Source organism: Pseudoxanthomonas sp. J31, from assembly GCF_000510725.1.
Taxonomy (GTDB): domain Bacteria; phylum Pseudomonadota; class Gammaproteobacteria; order Xanthomonadales; family Xanthomonadaceae; genus Pseudoxanthomonas.
Map to the genome: position 1 here is coordinate 410,360 of NZ_AZNZ01000002.1, position 16,531 is coordinate 426,890.

At 71.7% G+C, this 16,531-nt stretch carries 19 protein-coding genes; 9 read left to right on the forward strand and 10 right to left on the reverse strand.

Features of this window, described 5'->3' with window-relative positions; translation table 11 throughout:
- Positions 1 to 94 precede the first annotated feature (94 nt).
- The 3 genes from PSEJ31_RS0105180 to PSEJ31_RS0105190 all read left to right on the forward strand — a co-directional run bounded on the left by PSEJ31_RS0105180 (position 95) and on the right by PSEJ31_RS0105190 (position 1,485).
- On the forward strand, positions 95 to 382 hold the full coding sequence (locus PSEJ31_RS0105180) for a DUF3247 family protein (RefSeq protein WP_019397885.1): 288 nt from the start codon (positions 95 to 97) through the stop codon (positions 380 to 382).
- Between the two features lie 191 nt (positions 383 to 573).
- Positions 574 to 1,077, forward strand: a complete 504-nt coding sequence (locus tag PSEJ31_RS0105185; protein ID WP_028914852.1) for a hypothetical protein — start codon at positions 574 to 576, stop codon at positions 1,075 to 1,077.
- Positions 1,078 to 1,203: 126 nt separating this feature from the next.
- Entirely contained in the window at positions 1,204 to 1,485 is a 282-nt protein-coding gene (locus PSEJ31_RS0105190; protein ID WP_019397883.1) for a hypothetical protein, read from the forward strand.
- Here the strand turns inward: PSEJ31_RS0105190 and PSEJ31_RS0105195 are convergent.
- Complete coding sequence (locus tag PSEJ31_RS0105195; RefSeq protein ID WP_051403665.1) at positions 1,482 to 2,558, reverse strand: MFS transporter; 1,077 nt, start codon at positions 2,556 to 2,558, stop codon at positions 1,482 to 1,484. The genes PSEJ31_RS0105190 and PSEJ31_RS0105195 overlap by 4 nt on opposite strands.
- A 193-nt stretch (positions 2,559 to 2,751) precedes the next feature.
- Here PSEJ31_RS0105195 and PSEJ31_RS0105200 point away from each other — a divergent pair, with 193 nt between their 5' ends.
- The 3 genes from PSEJ31_RS0105200 to PSEJ31_RS0105210 all read left to right on the forward strand — a co-directional run bounded on the left by PSEJ31_RS0105200 (position 2,752) and on the right by PSEJ31_RS0105210 (position 4,077).
- Positions 2,752 to 2,982, forward strand: coding sequence for a DUF6522 family protein (locus PSEJ31_RS0105200; protein WP_019397881.1), 231 nt, complete (start codon positions 2,752 to 2,754; stop codon positions 2,980 to 2,982).
- Positions 2,983 to 3,078: 96 nt separating this feature from the next.
- The gene (locus PSEJ31_RS0105205; protein WP_026010367.1) at positions 3,079 to 3,345 is read left to right on the forward strand and encodes a hypothetical protein; all 267 of its coding nucleotides are present in this window, start codon (positions 3,079 to 3,081) and stop codon (positions 3,343 to 3,345) included.
- Between the two features lie 66 nt (positions 3,346 to 3,411).
- Positions 3,412 to 4,077 (forward strand): HAD hydrolase-like protein, encoded by a 666-nt coding sequence (locus tag PSEJ31_RS0105210; RefSeq protein WP_019397879.1) that lies wholly within the window; start codon positions 3,412 to 3,414, stop codon positions 4,075 to 4,077.
- 1 nt (position 4,078) lies between these two features.
- Here the strand turns inward: PSEJ31_RS0105210 and PSEJ31_RS0105215 are convergent, their stop codons facing one another.
- Positions 4,079 to 6,265, reverse strand: coding sequence for a hypothetical protein (locus tag PSEJ31_RS0105215; protein WP_028914854.1), 2,187 nt, complete (start codon positions 6,263 to 6,265; stop codon positions 4,079 to 4,081).
- Positions 6,266 to 6,367: 102 nt separating this feature from the next.
- Positions 6,368 to 7,171, reverse strand: a complete 804-nt coding sequence (gene xth, locus PSEJ31_RS0105220) for an exodeoxyribonuclease III (RefSeq protein ID WP_028914855.1) — start codon at positions 7,169 to 7,171, stop codon at positions 6,368 to 6,370.
- A 152-nt stretch (positions 7,172 to 7,323) separates the two neighbouring features.
- On the opposite strand from xth, the gene PSEJ31_RS15685 reads away from it, so the two are divergent.
- Positions 7,324 to 7,938 (forward strand): M23 family metallopeptidase, encoded by a 615-nt coding sequence (locus tag PSEJ31_RS15685; RefSeq protein WP_051403656.1) that lies wholly within the window; start codon positions 7,324 to 7,326, stop codon positions 7,936 to 7,938.
- Positions 7,939 to 8,205: 267 nt separating this feature from the next.
- Here the strand turns inward: PSEJ31_RS15685 and PSEJ31_RS0105230 are convergent, their stop codons facing one another.
- From PSEJ31_RS0105230 to PSEJ31_RS0105245, 4 genes are all read right to left on the reverse strand, one after another.
- The gene (locus PSEJ31_RS0105230) at positions 8,206 to 8,967 is read right to left on the reverse strand and encodes a DUF72 domain-containing protein (RefSeq protein WP_028914856.1); all 762 of its coding nucleotides are present in this window, start codon (positions 8,965 to 8,967) and stop codon (positions 8,206 to 8,208) included.
- Between the two features lie 61 nt (positions 8,968 to 9,028).
- Positions 9,029 to 9,931, reverse strand: a complete 903-nt coding sequence (dapA, locus tag PSEJ31_RS0105235) for a 4-hydroxy-tetrahydrodipicolinate synthase (RefSeq protein WP_028914857.1) — start codon at positions 9,929 to 9,931, stop codon at positions 9,029 to 9,031.
- Between the two features lie 272 nt (positions 9,932 to 10,203).
- Complete coding sequence (locus tag PSEJ31_RS0105240; protein ID WP_028914858.1) at positions 10,204 to 10,704, reverse strand: lipocalin family protein; 501 nt, start codon at positions 10,702 to 10,704, stop codon at positions 10,204 to 10,206.
- 78 nt (positions 10,705 to 10,782) lie between these two features.
- The gene (locus tag PSEJ31_RS0105245) at positions 10,783 to 11,052 is read right to left on the reverse strand and encodes a hypothetical protein (RefSeq protein ID WP_019397872.1); all 270 of its coding nucleotides are present in this window, start codon (positions 11,050 to 11,052) and stop codon (positions 10,783 to 10,785) included.
- Positions 11,053 to 11,273: 221 nt separating this feature from the next.
- On the opposite strand from PSEJ31_RS0105245, the gene PSEJ31_RS0105250 reads away from it, so the two are divergent.
- A complete protein-coding gene (locus tag PSEJ31_RS0105250) occupies positions 11,274 to 12,068 on the forward strand; it encodes an OBAP family protein (RefSeq protein ID WP_232210974.1) in 795 nt (264 codons plus the stop codon).
- A 108-nt stretch (positions 12,069 to 12,176) separates the two neighbouring features.
- Here the strand turns inward: PSEJ31_RS0105250 and PSEJ31_RS15690 are convergent, their stop codons facing one another.
- Positions 12,177 to 12,389, reverse strand: coding sequence for a hypothetical protein (locus PSEJ31_RS15690; protein WP_019397870.1), 213 nt, complete (start codon positions 12,387 to 12,389; stop codon positions 12,177 to 12,179).
- A gap of 299 nt (positions 12,390 to 12,688) precedes the next feature.
- Here PSEJ31_RS15690 and PSEJ31_RS0105260 point away from each other — a divergent pair, with 299 nt between their 5' ends.
- Positions 12,689 to 13,117, forward strand: coding sequence for an organic hydroperoxide resistance protein (locus PSEJ31_RS0105260; RefSeq protein ID WP_028914860.1), 429 nt, complete (start codon positions 12,689 to 12,691; stop codon positions 13,115 to 13,117).
- A 218-nt stretch (positions 13,118 to 13,335) separates the two neighbouring features.
- Here the strand turns inward: PSEJ31_RS0105260 and PSEJ31_RS0105265 are convergent, their stop codons facing one another.
- Together PSEJ31_RS0105265 and PSEJ31_RS15695 are read right to left on the reverse strand one after the other, a co-directional pair.
- Complete coding sequence (locus PSEJ31_RS0105265; RefSeq protein WP_019397868.1) at positions 13,336 to 13,905, reverse strand: dihydrofolate reductase family protein; 570 nt, start codon at positions 13,903 to 13,905, stop codon at positions 13,336 to 13,338.
- 97 nt (positions 13,906 to 14,002) lie between these two features.
- Positions 14,003 to 16,198, reverse strand: coding sequence for a GGDEF and EAL domain-containing protein (locus PSEJ31_RS15695; protein WP_232210975.1), 2,196 nt, complete (start codon positions 16,196 to 16,198; stop codon positions 14,003 to 14,005).
- Positions 16,199 to 16,531: the final 333 nt, after the last annotated feature.

Genomic DNA, 16,531 nt, shown 5'->3' on the forward strand with positions numbered 1-16,531 from the left:
CGGCCGGCGCGGTCCACGCCACGTGCAGGCGCGGCCATGATCCGGCGGTCACTTGCCTCCGGCTAGCGTGTGCAGTCCCCGATGGAGGACGGCCATGAACAGCATAGCCATCGCACCGCGCGTGCATTCCGACCCGCAGGCGATCGAACGCCTCAAGGCCCTGCAGCTGGAGCTGGACGGCGAGCTGGAGGTGGAGGTGCACATGCGCGACGGCAGCATCCTGCGCGGCACCCTGCCCGAGCGCCCGGCGATCCAGCAGTTCCTCGATCCGGACGGCAACGAGGGCACCAACGGCCTGTTCCGGGTCGACGACGGCGACGGCGGCATGCACCTGTACTGGCTGGACGAGGTGGAACGCGTGGTGCGGGTCGGCTCCTCCTGAACCCGATCCGCGACCGCGGTCGCCATTGCACGCTTTGCATCGCGGCCACCGCGGCGATTCACGCGCGGGCCCCCCGCGACCGGACAGCGTGGCCGCGCGCCCCACCCCAACGACGGATCAATGCAAAGCCATCGCCACGCCTGTCGACCACGTTGCCTGCCCCCGGCTTGCACCATCACCGGGGGCAGGCCGTGAACGGACCCGCGCCCCACGCGGGCAAGCCCCGCCTCCGCATCCGCCGCAGCCTGACCTTCCAGGCCGGCGCCACGCGCATCCTCGATGCCTGGTGCGATCCGGCCGTGCAGGCACGGATCCTCGACGGCGCGGCCGAGCCCGTGGCCGGCGGGGATGCCGGATTGTGGCGGGTCAGGACGCCGCTGGGACCGTCGCCGCGGGTGCACCTGCGCCTGGATGCGCGCGACGCGGCGCGTGCCTGCCACCACGCCGAAGGCGAAGGCGGATTCCTGCTGTCCAGCGAACTCACCGCCCTGCCCGCCCGCGGTCGCCCGGGCACCGAAGTGGCACTGGAAGTCGCGTTCCACGCCGAAGGCTTCCCCACCGGACTGCTGGGCCGCCAGGCCGACCCGGCACCCCTGCTGCTGGCCGGCCAGGCCCTGCGCCGGCTGCGCGAATGGGTGGAAACCGGCCGCATCTCCCCGGCCTTGCCGGGTCCGCGCGCCGCCGATGATGCCTGAGGGCGGGAGCCTCACCCCGGTTTGACCCTCCGCGCGCGAAGCTGGGCCGCCTCCGGCCATTCCCGTGCAGACGATGACGCGCCCATCTTGCAGCCAGTCCAGCCACCGACGCCGCCGGAGCCGGCCATGAACCCGGACCTGATCGGCTGGGCCGCATCGGCGGTGCTGCTGGCCACCCTCGCGCGGCAGATCCTCAAGCAGGCCCGTAGCGGCGGCGAAGGCGTGTCGACCTGGCTGTTCGTCGGCCAGGCCACCGCCTCGGCCCTGTTCATCGTCTACTCGGTGCTGCTGGACAACACCGTGTTCATCGTCACCAACAGTTGCCTGCTGGCCACCGCCATCGTCGGCCAGGTCATGGCCTGGCGCACGAAGCGGCGCGGCGGCGATGCCAACGCCGCCGCCGGCTAGGCGCGCAACCAGCGCGTGGCCACCGCCACTCCCAGCACCGCCGCACCCAGGCACCAGAACGCGAACTGCAGCGAGGTGCCGTGGGCGACGAAGCCGACCAGCGCCGGCCCGGCCAGCACGCCGGCATAGCCGAGGGTACTGATCGCCGGCACCGCCAGGCTTTCCGGCATCGCGGCCTGGCGCCCGGCGGCGGAGAACATCACCGGCACGATGTTGGCGCAGCCGATCCCCACCAGCACGAACCCGCCCAGCGCCGCCCACGCCCCCGGCGCCAGCACGATCAGCGCGAAACCCGCGAACGCCACCAGTGCGCCGGCCACCACCGCGCGCAGCGGACCGATCGCCTGGACCACGCGGTCGCCGCTCAGGCGCGCCACGGTCATCGCCAGCGAGAAGGCCACGTAGCCCACGCCCGCGCGCGCCGGATCCATGTCCTTGGCCTGGTCGAGGAACACCGCACCCCAGTCGAGCATCGCGCCCTCGGCCAGGAACATCACGAAGCACACCGCGCCGATCAGCAGCACGCTGCCGCGCGGCCAGGCGAAGGCCGGCACGTCCGAATCCACCTCTTCAGCGCGCCAGTGGCGGCAGGCGGCGGCCACCAGCGCCAGCACCACCGCCACCGCCGCCACGCACGCCGACAGCGGCGCGGCGCCGGCGCTCAGCAACGCGGTCATGGCGGCCGCGCCGGCGAACCCGCCAATGCTGTAGAACGCGTGGAAACCCGACATCAGCGCGCGCCCGCTCTCGCGCTCCACCGCCACCGCCTGCAGGTTCATGGTGCAGTCCATCGCGCCGATGGCCGCGCCGAACACGAACAGCGCCAGGCCGAGGCCGACCGCGCCCGGGGCCACCGCCAGGGCCGGCAGCGCCAGGCTGGCGGCCAGCATCGCCGCGACCATCACCCGGCGGCACCCCTGGCGCGCGGCCAGGGCGCCGGCCAGCGGCATCGCCACCAGCGAGCCCGCGCCCAGGCACAGCAGGACGATGCCCAGCATCGCCTCGTCCAGCCCCGCGCGCGCCTTGGCGAACGGCACCAGCGGCGCCCAGGCGGCGATGGCGAAGCCGGGCATGAAGAAGGCCGCGCGGGTGGCGTGCTGCTCGAGGCGGGGCGTGGTTGGCACTCGGGGAACTCCTGGGTGGGCCGGGCGGCCATTATCCCCGCCGCCAGTGGGGGCCACCGCTTGTCCGCGCGTGGCGGCATGACCTGGATCAAGGACGCCATCCCGCCGCCCTGTGATGCTGGGAGGGCACAGGAGGCATGCGATGGCCAGCGGCAACCTTCCCGCCCTCGAGATCGACGGTGCCCGCGTGGCGGCGCGGGTCGGCCTGGAAGTGCCCGAGTTCCGCCGGCTGATGGACCAGGGCAGGATCGCCGTGCTGTGCGAGCGCGGCACCGGCGAGGACGCCGGCACCTGGCGCGCCACCTTCTACCACGGCCGCCGGCGCGCGCGGTTCCTGATCGACCGCTGCGGCCGGGTGGTGGACGTGGACTGAAGCGCTCGCCCGGAAGATCGTGCAGGCGCGTTGACCGCCCGGGCACGCGCCCGGGAGGAACCTGCAGCCATCCCCACAGCAGCGAGGTGCACCATGATCCGGGGCCTGTTCGTCGGCGGCGTGGTCGACAACACCGAGATCGACCTGGACCCGGGCAAGCCGCCCATGCACTACCCGCCCGACGGCGGCGGTGGCCAGTCCCGCTACCGCCTGCGCCAGGTGGGCACCGGGCAGGACGGCGAGGTCGCCTGCGCGGTCTACGGCGCCCCCGACACGCCCTACGCGGAGGTGGCGCGGGTCAGCGGGGAACGGGGCTACGCGCGCCGCTTCGAGGTGGCGCTGCAGGAAATCGAGGGTGAATGACGGCACGGGCACGGGCCGGGCGGGACCGGGCAGAATCGCGTCCTTCCCGCCACCCGCGCCCGCCGCATGCCTTCCATCACCGCCGCAACCACCGGTACCTGCCGCCGCTACGACCTGGCGGTGTTCGACCTCGACGGCACCCTGGCCGACTCCTTCGGTTTCTTCGTGGCCAACCACAACCGGCTGGCGCAGCGGCACCGCTTCGCCCCGATCGCCGCGCACGAGGTCGAGCACCTGCGCGGCATGAGCCCGCGCCAGGTCATGCGCCACACCCGCCTGCCGGCATGGCGGCTGCCGCTGGTGGCGCGGGATTTCCGCCGGCTGATGCAGGCCGAGGGCCATGCCATCGCCTGCTTCGACGGCGCACGCGAGGCCCTGCACGCCCTGCATGCGCGTGGCATGCGCCTGGCCCTGGTCACCAGCAACTCGGCGCAGAACAGCCGCCGCATCCTGGGCGAGGACTGCTGGGACCTGCTGGCCCACGTCGAATGCGGCGCCTCGCTGTTCGGCAAGGCGCGGCGCCTGCGGCGGGTGCTGGCCCGCACCGGCGTGCCCGCCGCGCGTGCCATCTACATCGGCGACCAGGCCTCCGATGCCGAGGCCGCGCGCCAGGCCGGGCTGGCCTTCGGCGCGGTGGCCTGGGGCTATGCCACGGCCGAGGCGCTGCAGGCCTGCAATCCGGAGGTATGGCTGCAGCAGGTGTCCGAGCTGCAGGCGCTCGGCGGCGCCTGAGCTACTCCGGCAGCAGCGCCGGCCTGGATTCGTACCACTCGCGCGCCCCGGCCAGGTGCAGCCTGCGCTGCCCCGGCTGCAGTTCCACGCCCATGCCCAGCACGCCCCAGCGCGCGTAGAGGTCGCCGTCGGGCTGGCCGCCGGCGATGCGCAGCCGCGCCTGCAGGCCGATGCGGTCGTTGCTGGCGTGGACATGGTCGAACACCAGTTCCTGGTCGCGGATGCGCAACCGCCCGCTGGCCTGGGCCCGTCCGGAATCGACCAGGTTGCCGATCCAGCGCGGGAACGCCTTGCGCTCGGCGAACAGGCCCAGCAGCACGCTGGCGTCGCGCATTTCCACCGTGCCGCGGCCGTTGACCTCGAACGGCTCGCGCCAGTGCAGTTCGCCCTGTTCCAGGCGCATGCGCGCCCACCAGGGCGCCTGGCCGCCACGCTCCTGCTCCAGGCGCACGCCGTCCAGGTCCACGCTCAGCGCTTCGACCGCGTAGCGGCGTTCGCCCACCTGCAAGCGGCGCAGGCGGCTGTCCAGTGCCACGTTGCCCGACAGCCGCGAAGGCCCGAGCGCCAAACGCACGTCGCGCCCGCGCAGGCGCATGTGGCCGTCGACCATGCCGCCCTCGCGGTCCAGGTGCAGGTCGCCGCCGGCCAGGCCGCTGCCGCCCAGCAAGCGCGCACTGGCACCGGGCAGGTAGCGGTTGTAGCTGCGCAGGTCCGGCACCTCCGCGTCCTCGAAGCGCAGCCGCGCCCGTAGGTGCTGCTGGAACTCCGCCAACGGGCCGGCCGACACCAGCTCCAGGCGCAGGTCGCGCCCGCGCAGGTCCACCTGGCCCGGACGTGCTTCGGGTCCAAGCGCGAAGTGCCGCAGCCGGATGTCGGCTTCGGTGCGCGGGGCGCCGGCCTGCTCCAGCACGCGGACACGCGCCTGCGCCTGTCCCGCGAAGCGGTTGTCCAGGACGCGCGCGGCCAGCCCCAGGCGGTCCAGGTCCATGCGGCTGCCGGGCCGTGGCTGGCCGTCGGCCAGCACGATATCGGCGTCCAGGTCGCCGCGCCCGTCCACCTCCAGCCAGGCCAGGTCGTCCAGCAGGGTGTCGATCCAGCGCAGCGGCAGCTGCGGCCAGTGCGTGCGCAGGCGGCCGTTGAGCGCACGCACCGGACGCAGCCAGTCGTCGGGCCCCAGGCGGCGGTCGTCCACCCGCAGGTCGGCCTGCAGCCAGGGTGCACCGGGCCTGGTGCGCGGCATGCGGAGCGCCAGCTCGATCGCCTCGCGGCGCGTGCGCAGCGCCGCACCCAGCGGGTACCGCACCGGCCGCCCTTCCGCATCCAGCGCGTGCACCGGCGCCGACCAGTCCAGGCGGCTGCCGGGTCGCAACACGCCGCGGCTGAGCGCCAGGTCCGCGCGCAGGTGACCGGCCTGCCCGGGCGCGCCCAGCGGCAGCGCCTCGCCATGGCGCGCGGACAGGTCGATCGCCGGCGCGGCACCCTCGGCGCGCAGGTACGCGTCCAGGATCCCGAACTTCTCCCGGCCCTGCGCCCGTTCCCTGATATGCGCCGGGATCGCCAGGCCGAACTCCAGCCTGCCCCCGCGCAGCAGTTCCACCCCGGCCACCGACAGGGTGGCTTCGGGCATGCGCAGGGTGGATGCGCCCACCGCCATCGGTCCGCCCTGCAGCTGCTTGGTGAACACGAAGCGGGCGTCACCGCGGCCGCTGACCCGCGCCTGGTAGAAATCCAGGCGCAGCAGGCTGGGCGTGGTGATGGCCGGGAAATCCAGGGTCCAGCCACGGCCCTCGCGCTTCGATGGCAGCTTGTCCTCGGCGACCCTGGACACATGCACGGAAACGTCGTGCGCGCGGATGGTGCCGAAGGACACCGTGCGCCACAGCAGCGGCAGCACCCGGATGCGGCCGTCGGCGCGGGTCGCGGCGACCGCCCAGCGGTTGGTGCGCGCATGCCCGCCCATCACCACCCCGCTGGCGTGGATATGCCCCGGGTAGGCGCTCAGCGCCCAGTCCCAGCGCGCGTGGTAGCGGTCGGGCTTGCGGTTGGCCACGCGCTCGCCAATGGCGCCGTTGAGGAACAGGTTGGCGGCGAACAGGTACAGCAGGTACAGGCCCAGCAAGGTCCAGCCGGCCCGGCGCAGGCCGGTGCGATGGGCCTGCAGCCAGGCGCGGGGGGAAGGAATTGGCATGCGCACAGCATCGCCGGCGGCGGGTGATGGCGGCCTCCACGCGCCCGGGGTCCCGTTGCCCGGAGCTTGGCGATGCAGCGGCGCGTGGCGCTTCGCCTGCCCCTACCGCGGCAGCTTCACCGTTACCCAGGTCGGGGCATGGTCGCTGGGCTTCTCCAGCGCCCGCACCCAGCGGTCCACCCCGGCATCCTCCAGCCCGGCCGCCAGCACCGGATTGAGCAGCAGGTGGTCGATGCGCAGGCCGCGGTCGCGTTCGAAGTGCGGGCGGAAGTAGTCCCAGAACGTGTAGATCCGCGCCTGGCCGTGCACCTGGCGCAGGGCGTCGGTCCAGCCCTGGGCCAGCAGCTTCGCGTAGGCCTGGCGTACCTCCGGCTGGATCAGCGCGTCGCGCTTCCACGACTTCGGGTCGTACACGTCCTCGTCGCTGGGGATCACGTTGAAGTCGCCGAGCAGCGCCACCGGATGCGGCAGTTCGACCAGGGTCGCGGCGTGCCGCGCCAGGCGTGCCATCCACTTGAGCTTGTAGTCGAACTTCGGGCCCGGCTGCGGGTTGCCGTTGGGCAGGTACAGCGCGCCCACCACCATGCCATGCACCGCCGCCTCGATGTAGCGGCTCTGGTGGTCGTCGCGGTCGCCCGGCAGCCCGCGGCGGCTTTCCACCGGCCTGGCCCCGCGCCCGAGCAGCGCCACGCCGTTCCAGCGGTGCTCGCCATGCCAGATGGCGCAGTAGCCAGCCGCTTCCAGCTCCGCCGCCGGGAACGCCTCGCCGCGCGCCTTCAACTCCTGCAACGCCACCACGTCCGGCTGCTCGCGCTCCAGCCAGGCCAGCAGGTGCGGCAGGCGCGGGCCGATGCCGTTGACGTTGTAGGTGGCCAGCTTGAGCACGCGTGGCTTGCGGCGGGGCATCATCGCTCCGTGGTCGTGGCGGGATCCTCCTCCGCGCGAAGCTAGGGCCAGTGGGGTCGGCAGGCAGTGAACGCCCATGCGAACCCGGTCACGTTCGGCGCGCCTTGCGGCTTGCTAAGCTCGCCCGGCATCGACGCGCACGGGGAGGGTGCATGGAGTTCCGGAACATCCTGCAGTCGAAGTGGGCGCTGGCCCTGCTGGGCCTGGTGGTCGTGCCGGCCGCGTCGGCCCGGTCCTCGCGGACCGATCCCGAGCCGCCGCCGCAGTTCCTCGCCCACCCCCTGTACGCCACGCGCTACACCTGCACCGAGCACGCCGCGGGCGACCTCGGCTACCTGGGCGACGACCTTGGCCAGGACTGCCTGGTCCAGGAGTTCGTCGAGAGCGATGGCCGCGCCTTCACCCGCCTGTACCGCAACGACGGCTACAGCAACGCCGACTGGTACGGCTGGAACCAGCCGGTGCTCTCGCCCTGCGATTGCACGGTGCGCAGGATCTTGCTCAACCCGGTCACCAACGAGCCGGGCATCGCCGGCAAGCCGCCGGCTTCGATGATCCTGCTGGAAGCCGCGGACGGCACCCAGGTGGTGCTGGGCCATATCCAGGACCCGGTGGTGCGCGAGGGCGAAGCCGTGCGCGCCGGGCAACAGTTGGCCCGGGTCGGCAACAATGGCTATTCGCGCAGCCCGCACATCCATATCGGTGCCTGGCGCGACGAACAGCCGCTGCAGATCCGCTGGGACCAGCGCCGGATCGCGAGCCCCTGACGCCACCCGCACTGCCAGCCCGCCCTTGCCCGGACAGCACCTGCAGGTCCCGGGCAGGCAGGCGCCTGGCCCTGCACCCTGCCCACGCTCCGGGCCAGGCGTCCGTGCTGCCGATGATGACCACCTGCGAGAACCCACCGGCACGGCGCGTCCGCCATGGAGCGCCGTCGCACTTCGGCCAGCAAGGCGAACCAGGGATTGGGATGGCCGATGCGCAGGACCGGAAGCGATGCCGCCGGCGAGTCCGGGGTGGCCTCCCTGTGCAGGTCAACCGCGGGCCTGCTTCGGCACGTCCCCATGCAGCAACTCCTGCAGCCGCGCCGCGTCGGGGATCGCGAAGCCGTGCGCGGTGTTGTCGAACACCACCCAGCGCTGCCCCCTGCCCGTCGCCGCGCGCACCTGTGTGGCCAGTTCGCGCAAGGCCGGCTCTGCGTAGTCGCTGTAGTAGATCCGGGGCGAGCCATGCCAGCGCCAATAGCGCCAGCGCGGCGCGGCCGCAGGCGCGTCGCCGCCGGGCACCCGCGGCGGATCGGCCGCCACCCGGGCCACGTCGTACCGCCGCAGCAGGTCCTCCGCGCGTGGCGTGAACCAGCCGGGATGGCGGGGCTCGCACGCCAGCGGCACGTCGCTGCGGCGGCGGAACATGGCGAAGAACGCCGATGCGCTACGCGCGTCCAGTTCCAGTCCGGGCGGCAACTGCAACAGGAAGCCGCCAAGCTTCCGGCCCAGGCCATCGACCTGCTCCAGGAAGCGGTCCAGCGCGGGGCCGGCGCCGCGCAGCCCCAGTTCGTGCGAGATCTCCTGCGGCAGTTTCACCGAGAAGCGGAAGCCGCGCGGCACCGCGGCGGCCCAGCGCCGCCAGGTGGCGTGCTGGTGCGGGCGGTAGAACGAGGAATTGACCTCGACCACGTCGAAGCGCGTGGCATAACGCGCCAGTGCGCTGTCGCCCGCGCCGAACAGCGCTGCGTGGCGGCCCGGGATGGACCAGCCGGCGCAGCCGATGCGTACCCCGCCGGTTCCCGCGCCCATGGTCCCTCCCGCCAGACCGGGGGAGTGTCCGGCACGCGGCGTGAGTGTGCGGCGAAGCCCGTCAGCCTTCGAGCAGGCCGGCCTCGCACAACGCGGCCTCGACCTTTGCCTGGTTGGCGGGCTCCAGCTCGGTCAGCGGCAGGCGCAAGTGGCCACCGATGCGGCCCAGGCGCTTGAGCGCCCACTTCACCGGGATCGGATTGGCCTCGCAGAACAGCTGGCGGTGCAGCGGCAGCAGGCGCAGCTGGATGCGCATGGCTGCCTCCACGTCCTTCGCCAGCGCCGCGGCGCACAGTTCGCGCATCAGCCGCGGGGCGACGTTGGCGGTCACGCTGACATTGCCATGGCCGCCGCACAGCATCAGTGCCACCGCGGTGGCGTCGTCGCCGGAGAACACTGCGAACCCGGGGGGCGCCTCGCGCACCAGCCACTGGGCGCGCTCGATGTTGCCGGTGGCTTCCTTGATGCCGGCGATCCCCGGTACCTGGGCCAGGCGCAGCACGGTGTCGTGCTGCAGGTCGGCGCCGGTGCGGCCGGGCACGTTGTACAGCACCACCGGCAGGTCGCCGGTGGCCTCGGCAATGGCGCGGAAGTGGCGGTACTGCCCTTCCTGGCCGGGCTTGTTGTAGTACGGCACCACCTGCAACTGGCTGTGCGCCCCGACCTTGCGCGCGTATTCGGCGAGGGCGATCGCTTCGGCGGTGGAATTGCCGCCGCAGCCGGCCATTACCGGCACCCGTCCAGCCGCCTGCTCGACCGCGACGCGGATGATCTCGCAATGCTCCTCGACGCTGACCGTGGGCGACTCGCCGGTGGTGCCGACCACGCCGATGCAGTCGGTGCCTTCGGCCACGTGCCAGTCCACGAGTTTGCGCAGCGCGTCGTAGTCGACGCTGCCGTCGTCGTGCATGGGCGTGACGAGCGCGACGATGCTGCCGCGCAGGAAGACATCCGGACCGGTCATGGCGTGGGGTGTTGTTGGCGTGGAAGCGCCGATTCTATCGGCCCCGGCGCGGCATGCACGGGTAGTCACCGCTGCAACAAAACCCGCCACCGCCACCGTGGCCGGGTAAGCCAAGCGCACCGGGGAGGCGGCGACAGGCCATCCAGGTTCCCGGCGGGAGCAGGGTGCTTCCTTTGCACGAGGCGCACACCGGGACGACGGCATGCGCCTTCCAGGCCCGGGACGGGCCGGCCCCCTGCCCTCGCCCAGGACAGGGTGGCCGGCCGGACTGCTCAACGCACCGGATTGCCCGTGTGCGGGGTGAGGATCAGGTCCTGCAGTTCGTAGCCCTGCGCCCGCGCCGTGTCCAGGAAATCCTGCTGCACCGGCGCCGGCAACACTGGCTCGCGCGCCAGCAGCCACAGGTACTTGTGGTCCGGCGAACCGACCAGGGCGGTGTGGTAGTCCGGGTCCAGGCGCAGGATCCAGTAGTCGCCCTTGGTGAACGGAATCCACTTCAGCCCGTCGGGCATGAAGCTCACTTCCAGCTTTGCGTTGCCGCTGCCCTCGACCACGGTGGCCTCGCCCTCGGACTCCTGCGGCTCGCCCTCGCCGTCGCGCGCGCGGTTGAGCACCCGCACGCTGCCGCCCGGGTTGAGCGAATAGGTCGCGGTGATGTCGGTGTAGTCCGCCGGCTCGTGGCGCATCGGCAGGCGCGCGATCTCGTACCAGGTGCCGAGGTAACGCTGCAGGTCGACGGCGGCGACGGTCACGGGCGTGGAAGCATCGTTCATGGGCATGTCCGCTTGGGAAGGAGCCCGCATTGCAGACGCAGCAGCGTGAATCCGCCGTCGTCCGCGCCCGCCTGCGGCTCAGTCTTCGCCACTGTCGCGGATGCCATGCGGCGCGTCGCTGCGCACGTCGTCGGCGAACGAGCGGCCATAGGCATCGCGGTCGCCGGGCTCCTCGTCCAGCGCCACGTCGAGCAGGTCGGCCTGGTCGTCCACGCCGATGTTGTCGATCGCCGCGACCGAACGCGGGTCCTTCAGTTCAGGCCCCTGCTGTTGCAGCGGCACGCCGTCCTCGCCCAGGCAGACCTCGTCCTCGGGCGCGTCGGGGGTGGTGGGATTGGACCTGGCCATGGCGGCCTCCTGCGATGGGGAAGCCCGACCGTAGCCCCGCGCGGGGAAGCATGGCGTCAATGCCTCGCGCCTGTCCGTTGACGTCGACGTTGCTTCCCGACCGCACGGCGGGAGTGCGTGCTTCCCGCGATCCGGTGCCTGCGCGGCGTGCCAGGCCGGCGCTTCACCGCATGACGATCACCTGCGTGCTATCCCGGCCTCCCCGATGGAGGCCCCCCGCCATGCACCGGACCCGCGCCGCATTGCCCCTGCTGGCCCTCGCCCTTGCCGCCTGCACCGGCGGCGACCGCGTCGATCCGGCGGTAACGCCGCCCGGCGCGGACGAGTCCGCCCGTACCAGTGCCCTGGAGGCCGGCGCTGCCCTGCTGCAGGGCAATGGGCCGCTGGGAAAGATGGACATGTACGTGGTCGGCTTCCATCCGATGAAGGACCATCCGTTGCAGCAGATGGAGGCGCACCACTTCTGCCGCCAGGTCAACGAGGACTTCGCCCAGTGCACGCTGTTCGACGGCAACGGGGCCGAGGCCAACCTCACCGGCATCGAGTACATCATCTCCGAGACGCTTTACGAGTCGCTGCCGGAGGACGAACGCGGCTACTGGCATCCGCACAACGGCGAGATCCTGTCCGGCCAGCTGGTCGCGCCCAACCTGCCCGAGGCAGCGGAGAAGGAGCTGATGCGCTCCAAGATGAACAGCTATGGCAAGACCTGGCATACCTGGCACACGCGAGACGGCGTGCAGCCCGGCGACAGGATGCCGCTGGGCCCGGCGATGCTGGCCTGGTCGTTCAGCCGCGATGGCGAAGTGCGGCCGGAACTGGTCGACGAGCGCGACAAGCGCAAGGACATCTCCACCGACGAACGCCGCCGCGACCGCGCCGACCTGGTCGAGCTGGCGCGGCCGCAGGACGGCGTGAACACCTTGCGCCGCCAGTTCCCACGGTCCCAGCCAATCCCGGGCGTGGTCGACAAGGCCGAGGCCGCTACGCCGGCTCCGGTGGCGATGTTCTATTGAGGCCGGGATCCGGGGATTGGTGATTGGTGGGGGTGGCGTGGCAGGGCCACGGAAGTGGGGCGACCGCAGGCGAAGCGCAGCACGTCGCTGCAAAGGCCGTACGCGGACTCAACGCTGGGCGCGGGGGCGCTGCTCGTCGGCTTCCGGGTCCTCGCCTACCCGGGTTTCCTGCGCGCCGGTGGCGTAGCGTGCATCGGCCTCCGGCTGGTGCGCTTCGGCGGTGGGCGCGGGATTGTCCCGCGCCGGGTCGGCCGGGTGTTCCTGGCGGCATGCCGGCAGGCAAAGCGCGGCGACCAGCGCCGGCAGTAGCAGTGTCCTCATCGATGCGTCCTCTTTCCTGGATGGCCAGGCGATGGTCGACGCCGGCAGGTGAACGCGGCGCATCCCCGGGGCGCACGAGCGCCTGAACACCGGCGTCACGAGCACGGAAACCACCGTCCAGCCCTAATCACAGGCGCCATGCCCGTGCGGTGGACGCAACCTCGCACGCAAACCGGCGCGCAGCCCTGCCCGGACGCCCGGCCAAGTTTTCCGGACGCCACGGCCGCCCGCGCCCGCGGGACGGCGGCACAGTAGGCCTCGCCGGATGCGCCGCTCCGGCCCCATCCAAGGAGCCCACCATGCCCCCCGAGAAGATCCTCTACACCGGCACCGCCACCTCCACCGGCGGCCGCGAAGGCCGTGCTTCCACTTCCGACGGCAGGCTCGACCTGGCCCTGTCCACCCCGCGCGAACTGGGCGGCTCGGGTGGCGACGGCACCAACCCGGAGCAGCTGTTCGCCGCAGGCTATTCGGCCTGTTTCCTCAGTGCGCTGAAGTTCGTCGCCGGCAAGCAGAAGATCGCCCTGCCGGCCTCGACCTCGGTGACCGCCGGTATCGGCATCGGCCCGCTGGGTGGTGGCTTCGGCCTGCAGGCCACGCTCACCATCTCCGCTCCGGAGATCGATCGCGACACCCTGCAGTCGCTGGTCGGGCAGGCCCACCAGGTCTGCCCGTACTCCAACGCCACCCGCGGCAACATCGAGGTGGAGCTGCGCCTCGCCAGCTGACTGAAGCCCCGATACATCGCGCCCCTCGCCGCTGCCCCCGCAGCGGCCGGCGCCCACCCAAGGACATCGCCATGAACACCCTGCTTCGCGCCCTACTGGCCACCGCCATCACCGCAGCCGCGCGCGAGGCCGGAAAGGCAAGGAAGTAGGCCATCTGCCGATGCCGGCACCGCGCAACCGGTGCCGGCATTCCCTTCGCCGGACATCCGGAAACGGAACTAACCTGCAGCTGCGGCGTCCCTGCGGATCTGGTAACGCAGCTCGACCATCTCGCCCCCCAGCTTCCGCACGGATGCCAGGTGCAGCGCCGGACTCAGGACCTGGCGCGGGAACAATGGCTTGCCGGCGCCAAGGGTCGCCGAACCGATCTGGACGATCAGCTCGTCGAGCAGCCCGGCATCGTGGAACTGCCCGGCGAGGTCTCCCCCGCCAACGACCCAGATGTTCTTGCCATCCGCCACCCTGCTCATCTCGCGGTGGACGGCGACGACGTCGCCCTGCACAAACCTGATGTCCGCATTTGGAACAGTTGGCAGGTTGCGCCGGGTGAATACCCAGGCGGGCTGCGTGTACGGCCAGGGAGACCCCGTTTCCCTGGCGACCGTTTCCGCGTTGCGCAGCATCCACTCGTACGTCGCCGCCCCCATGGCCAACGCACCGACATCACGGATGAACTCTGGATAGCTGGACTCCTCCAGGCTGCCCAAGGGGAACAGCCAATCCAGCGAGTCGCCCTCCGTAGCAATGAATCCATCGAGGGTGGAAGCCACGTAATACTGGGTCTTCATCGAGCGAGCGTCCTCCGTGGGTGGTTCCCGGTTTCAGGCAACCGACGAACCGTAACCGGCTGCTGCCACGCCGGACACCCCGCGGACAGGGGCGGGTTCACGTGCAGGCAGGCCTGCCCGCCACGGCAGGAACGCCCGGGGCCATGACGCTCACCCGCTCATGGCCCGCTTGCGCGAAAACCCCTCGCCCGGACACCCGGCCCGCAAGCTCCTCGAAACGGTGCCCGCGAACGCCACGGGACGGCAATGCCCAGGCAGGCTCCAGCTTTGGGGAGATCGAACGCCAGCGTGCTCCCGTTGCGTGCAGGTGGCCTCCCGGAGATTGCCGCGGCAGGTGGAGCCATGCGGGAACCCATTCCCCTGGCGATCGACATCCGCCAACGGTTCGCACGATTGCCTGCGCCGGGATTGGCCGCACTGGCCGCCCCTCCATCCTGCCGCTGCGCCGCGCGCGTTCGGCCGGGCGCTGCTCCACCAGGCCTGGCTGGCCAGCGCAGGCGGTATCAGGCGCCCGGAGCAGCGATGCCCTGCCCCGCGATCCAGCCCGGCAGGTCCTGCGGCGCCATCGGCCTGGCGAAGCTGTAGCCCTGCGCCAGCCGGCCGTACCGTCCTGCGGATACATGGCCACGCCCACGCTGACGCTCAGGTCCACCCGGGCATCGGGCAGCTGCAGCATGCGCACCAGGTGCGCCTGCCAGCGCTCGACCAGGGCATTGACCTCCTCCCCGGCACGCAGGGGCAGGGCCAGGACGAACTCATCGCCCGGCAGGCGCCCCGCCACGCCGCCCTGGTGCACCAGTTCCCTGGCGCGCACGGCCACTTCCCGCAGCAGTGCATCGCCGCTGGCATGCCCGAGGGAGTCGTTGATGCTCTTGAAGCGGTCCAGGTCCACGTGCAGGACGGCCACGCGCTGGTCGCTCTCCTGGGCCGCGTCCAGCAGCAGCGCCACCTGGGTTTCCAGCAGGCTGCGGTTGGGCAGGCCGGTGAGCGCGTCATGGAACGCCAGCTGCCGGATCCGCTGGCGCGCCGTCTCCCGTTCCATGGCCAGGGCGCAAAGGTCCGTACAGGCTTCCACCAGCTGCTGGTGGAAACTGGACGCCACCACCGGACTGTTCTGGCGGTAATAGAAGGCGAACGTCCCCAGCACCCTGCCATCCTTGCGCAGGATGGGCGTGGACCAGCAGACATTGAAGCCCAGCGGCAGGACCAGGTGGCGGAAATCCGCCCATAGCGGATCGGTGGCGATGTCGGTGACCAGCACCGGGCTCTTGCGCCAGGCGGCGGCACCGCAGGAACCCACCTGCGGCCCGATCGGCACGCCGTCCAGCTGCGAGGAATAGCTGAACGGCAGGCTGGGACTGGCCAGTGGATGCAGCAGGCCCTGCTCGTCCACCTGCAGGATCGACGCGCACACCTCCGGGGCCAGGCGCTCGACCTCCTCGCACACCACCTCCAGCACCTGCATCAGCGGCAGGTCGCTGGACATGGCCTGCAGGGCGCGGTGGTGCAGCACCTCGTGGATCTTGGTCTTGGTGATGTCCAGCAGTACCGAAACGGTGTAGGCCCACTGGCCCTGGGCATCCATGACGGGGTTGCAGATGATCTTGCCCCAGTAGCGCCGCCCGCCCTTGCCGGTCACCACCTCTTCCATTTCCGCCGCACGCCCCTGGCGCAGGTCGCCGCGGATGCGCTCGAACAACTCGACCGGCGATTGCCGCGCCAGCAGTTCCAGCATCTTCTGGTCCTGCAGCTCGCGCAGGGTCCAGCCGAACATGCGGTGGAAGCCGTCGTTGCTGTAGACCACCCGCGAATTCGCGTCGGTGATCACGATCGCCGCATCGGTGGTGTCGGCCACCAGCGACAGGCGCCACAGGTGGTCCCGCCTTGCCAGCTCCGTGCGCTTGCTCTGGGTGACATCGGTGGCGACCATCATGATGTGGTTGACCACGCCCTGCCTGTCGCGCACCGGGGCATAGAGCGCTTCCAGCCAGCAGGAACTGCCGTCGCTGCACAGCCGCTCGACCACGCCCGAGAACTCGTGGCCGGCACACAGGGACTGCCACATCGCCTCGTAGGCCTGGCTTTGCGCCTGGCCCGCCGGGCACAGCTGGGCATGGTGCAACGTGCCCACGTGCTCCGGCGCCAGCCGCAGCAGGGCCAGGAACCTGGGATTGGCGGAGATGAGCCGGCCATCGAGCGAGAACTCCGCCAGCGCCATGGCCTTGTCAAGCGCTTCCCACCGGTCTTCCAGCTGTGCGGCAGCTTTGGATTGGCTGGCGGCGGGTGACTGCATGCAGGGGACTCCAAACAGGCGGCAAGCGGAGGAATCGGTGGCGACGGGCCTGGGGCGGTCCAGCATGCATCGTGGAAGGGAACCTGGATATAAGCCCTAAGTCGCCCCGTCCCCTACATACGCCTGCGGCACAGGAGGCGGCGTGAACCGCCGGTGGCGCCGTCCCCCGCGGGGCCGGCGGCGGAAACGCTGGACCGCGGCGACGGCCACCACGGCATGGCGCGGGCAGACGTAGCCGAAGACCACCTGCGCGGCGAGCACGCAATCGCCCGGATGGCATGGGCCCGCGCGCCCTGGGCCTGCCTCCATCCGTTGCGCACGCTGCGCCTTGCG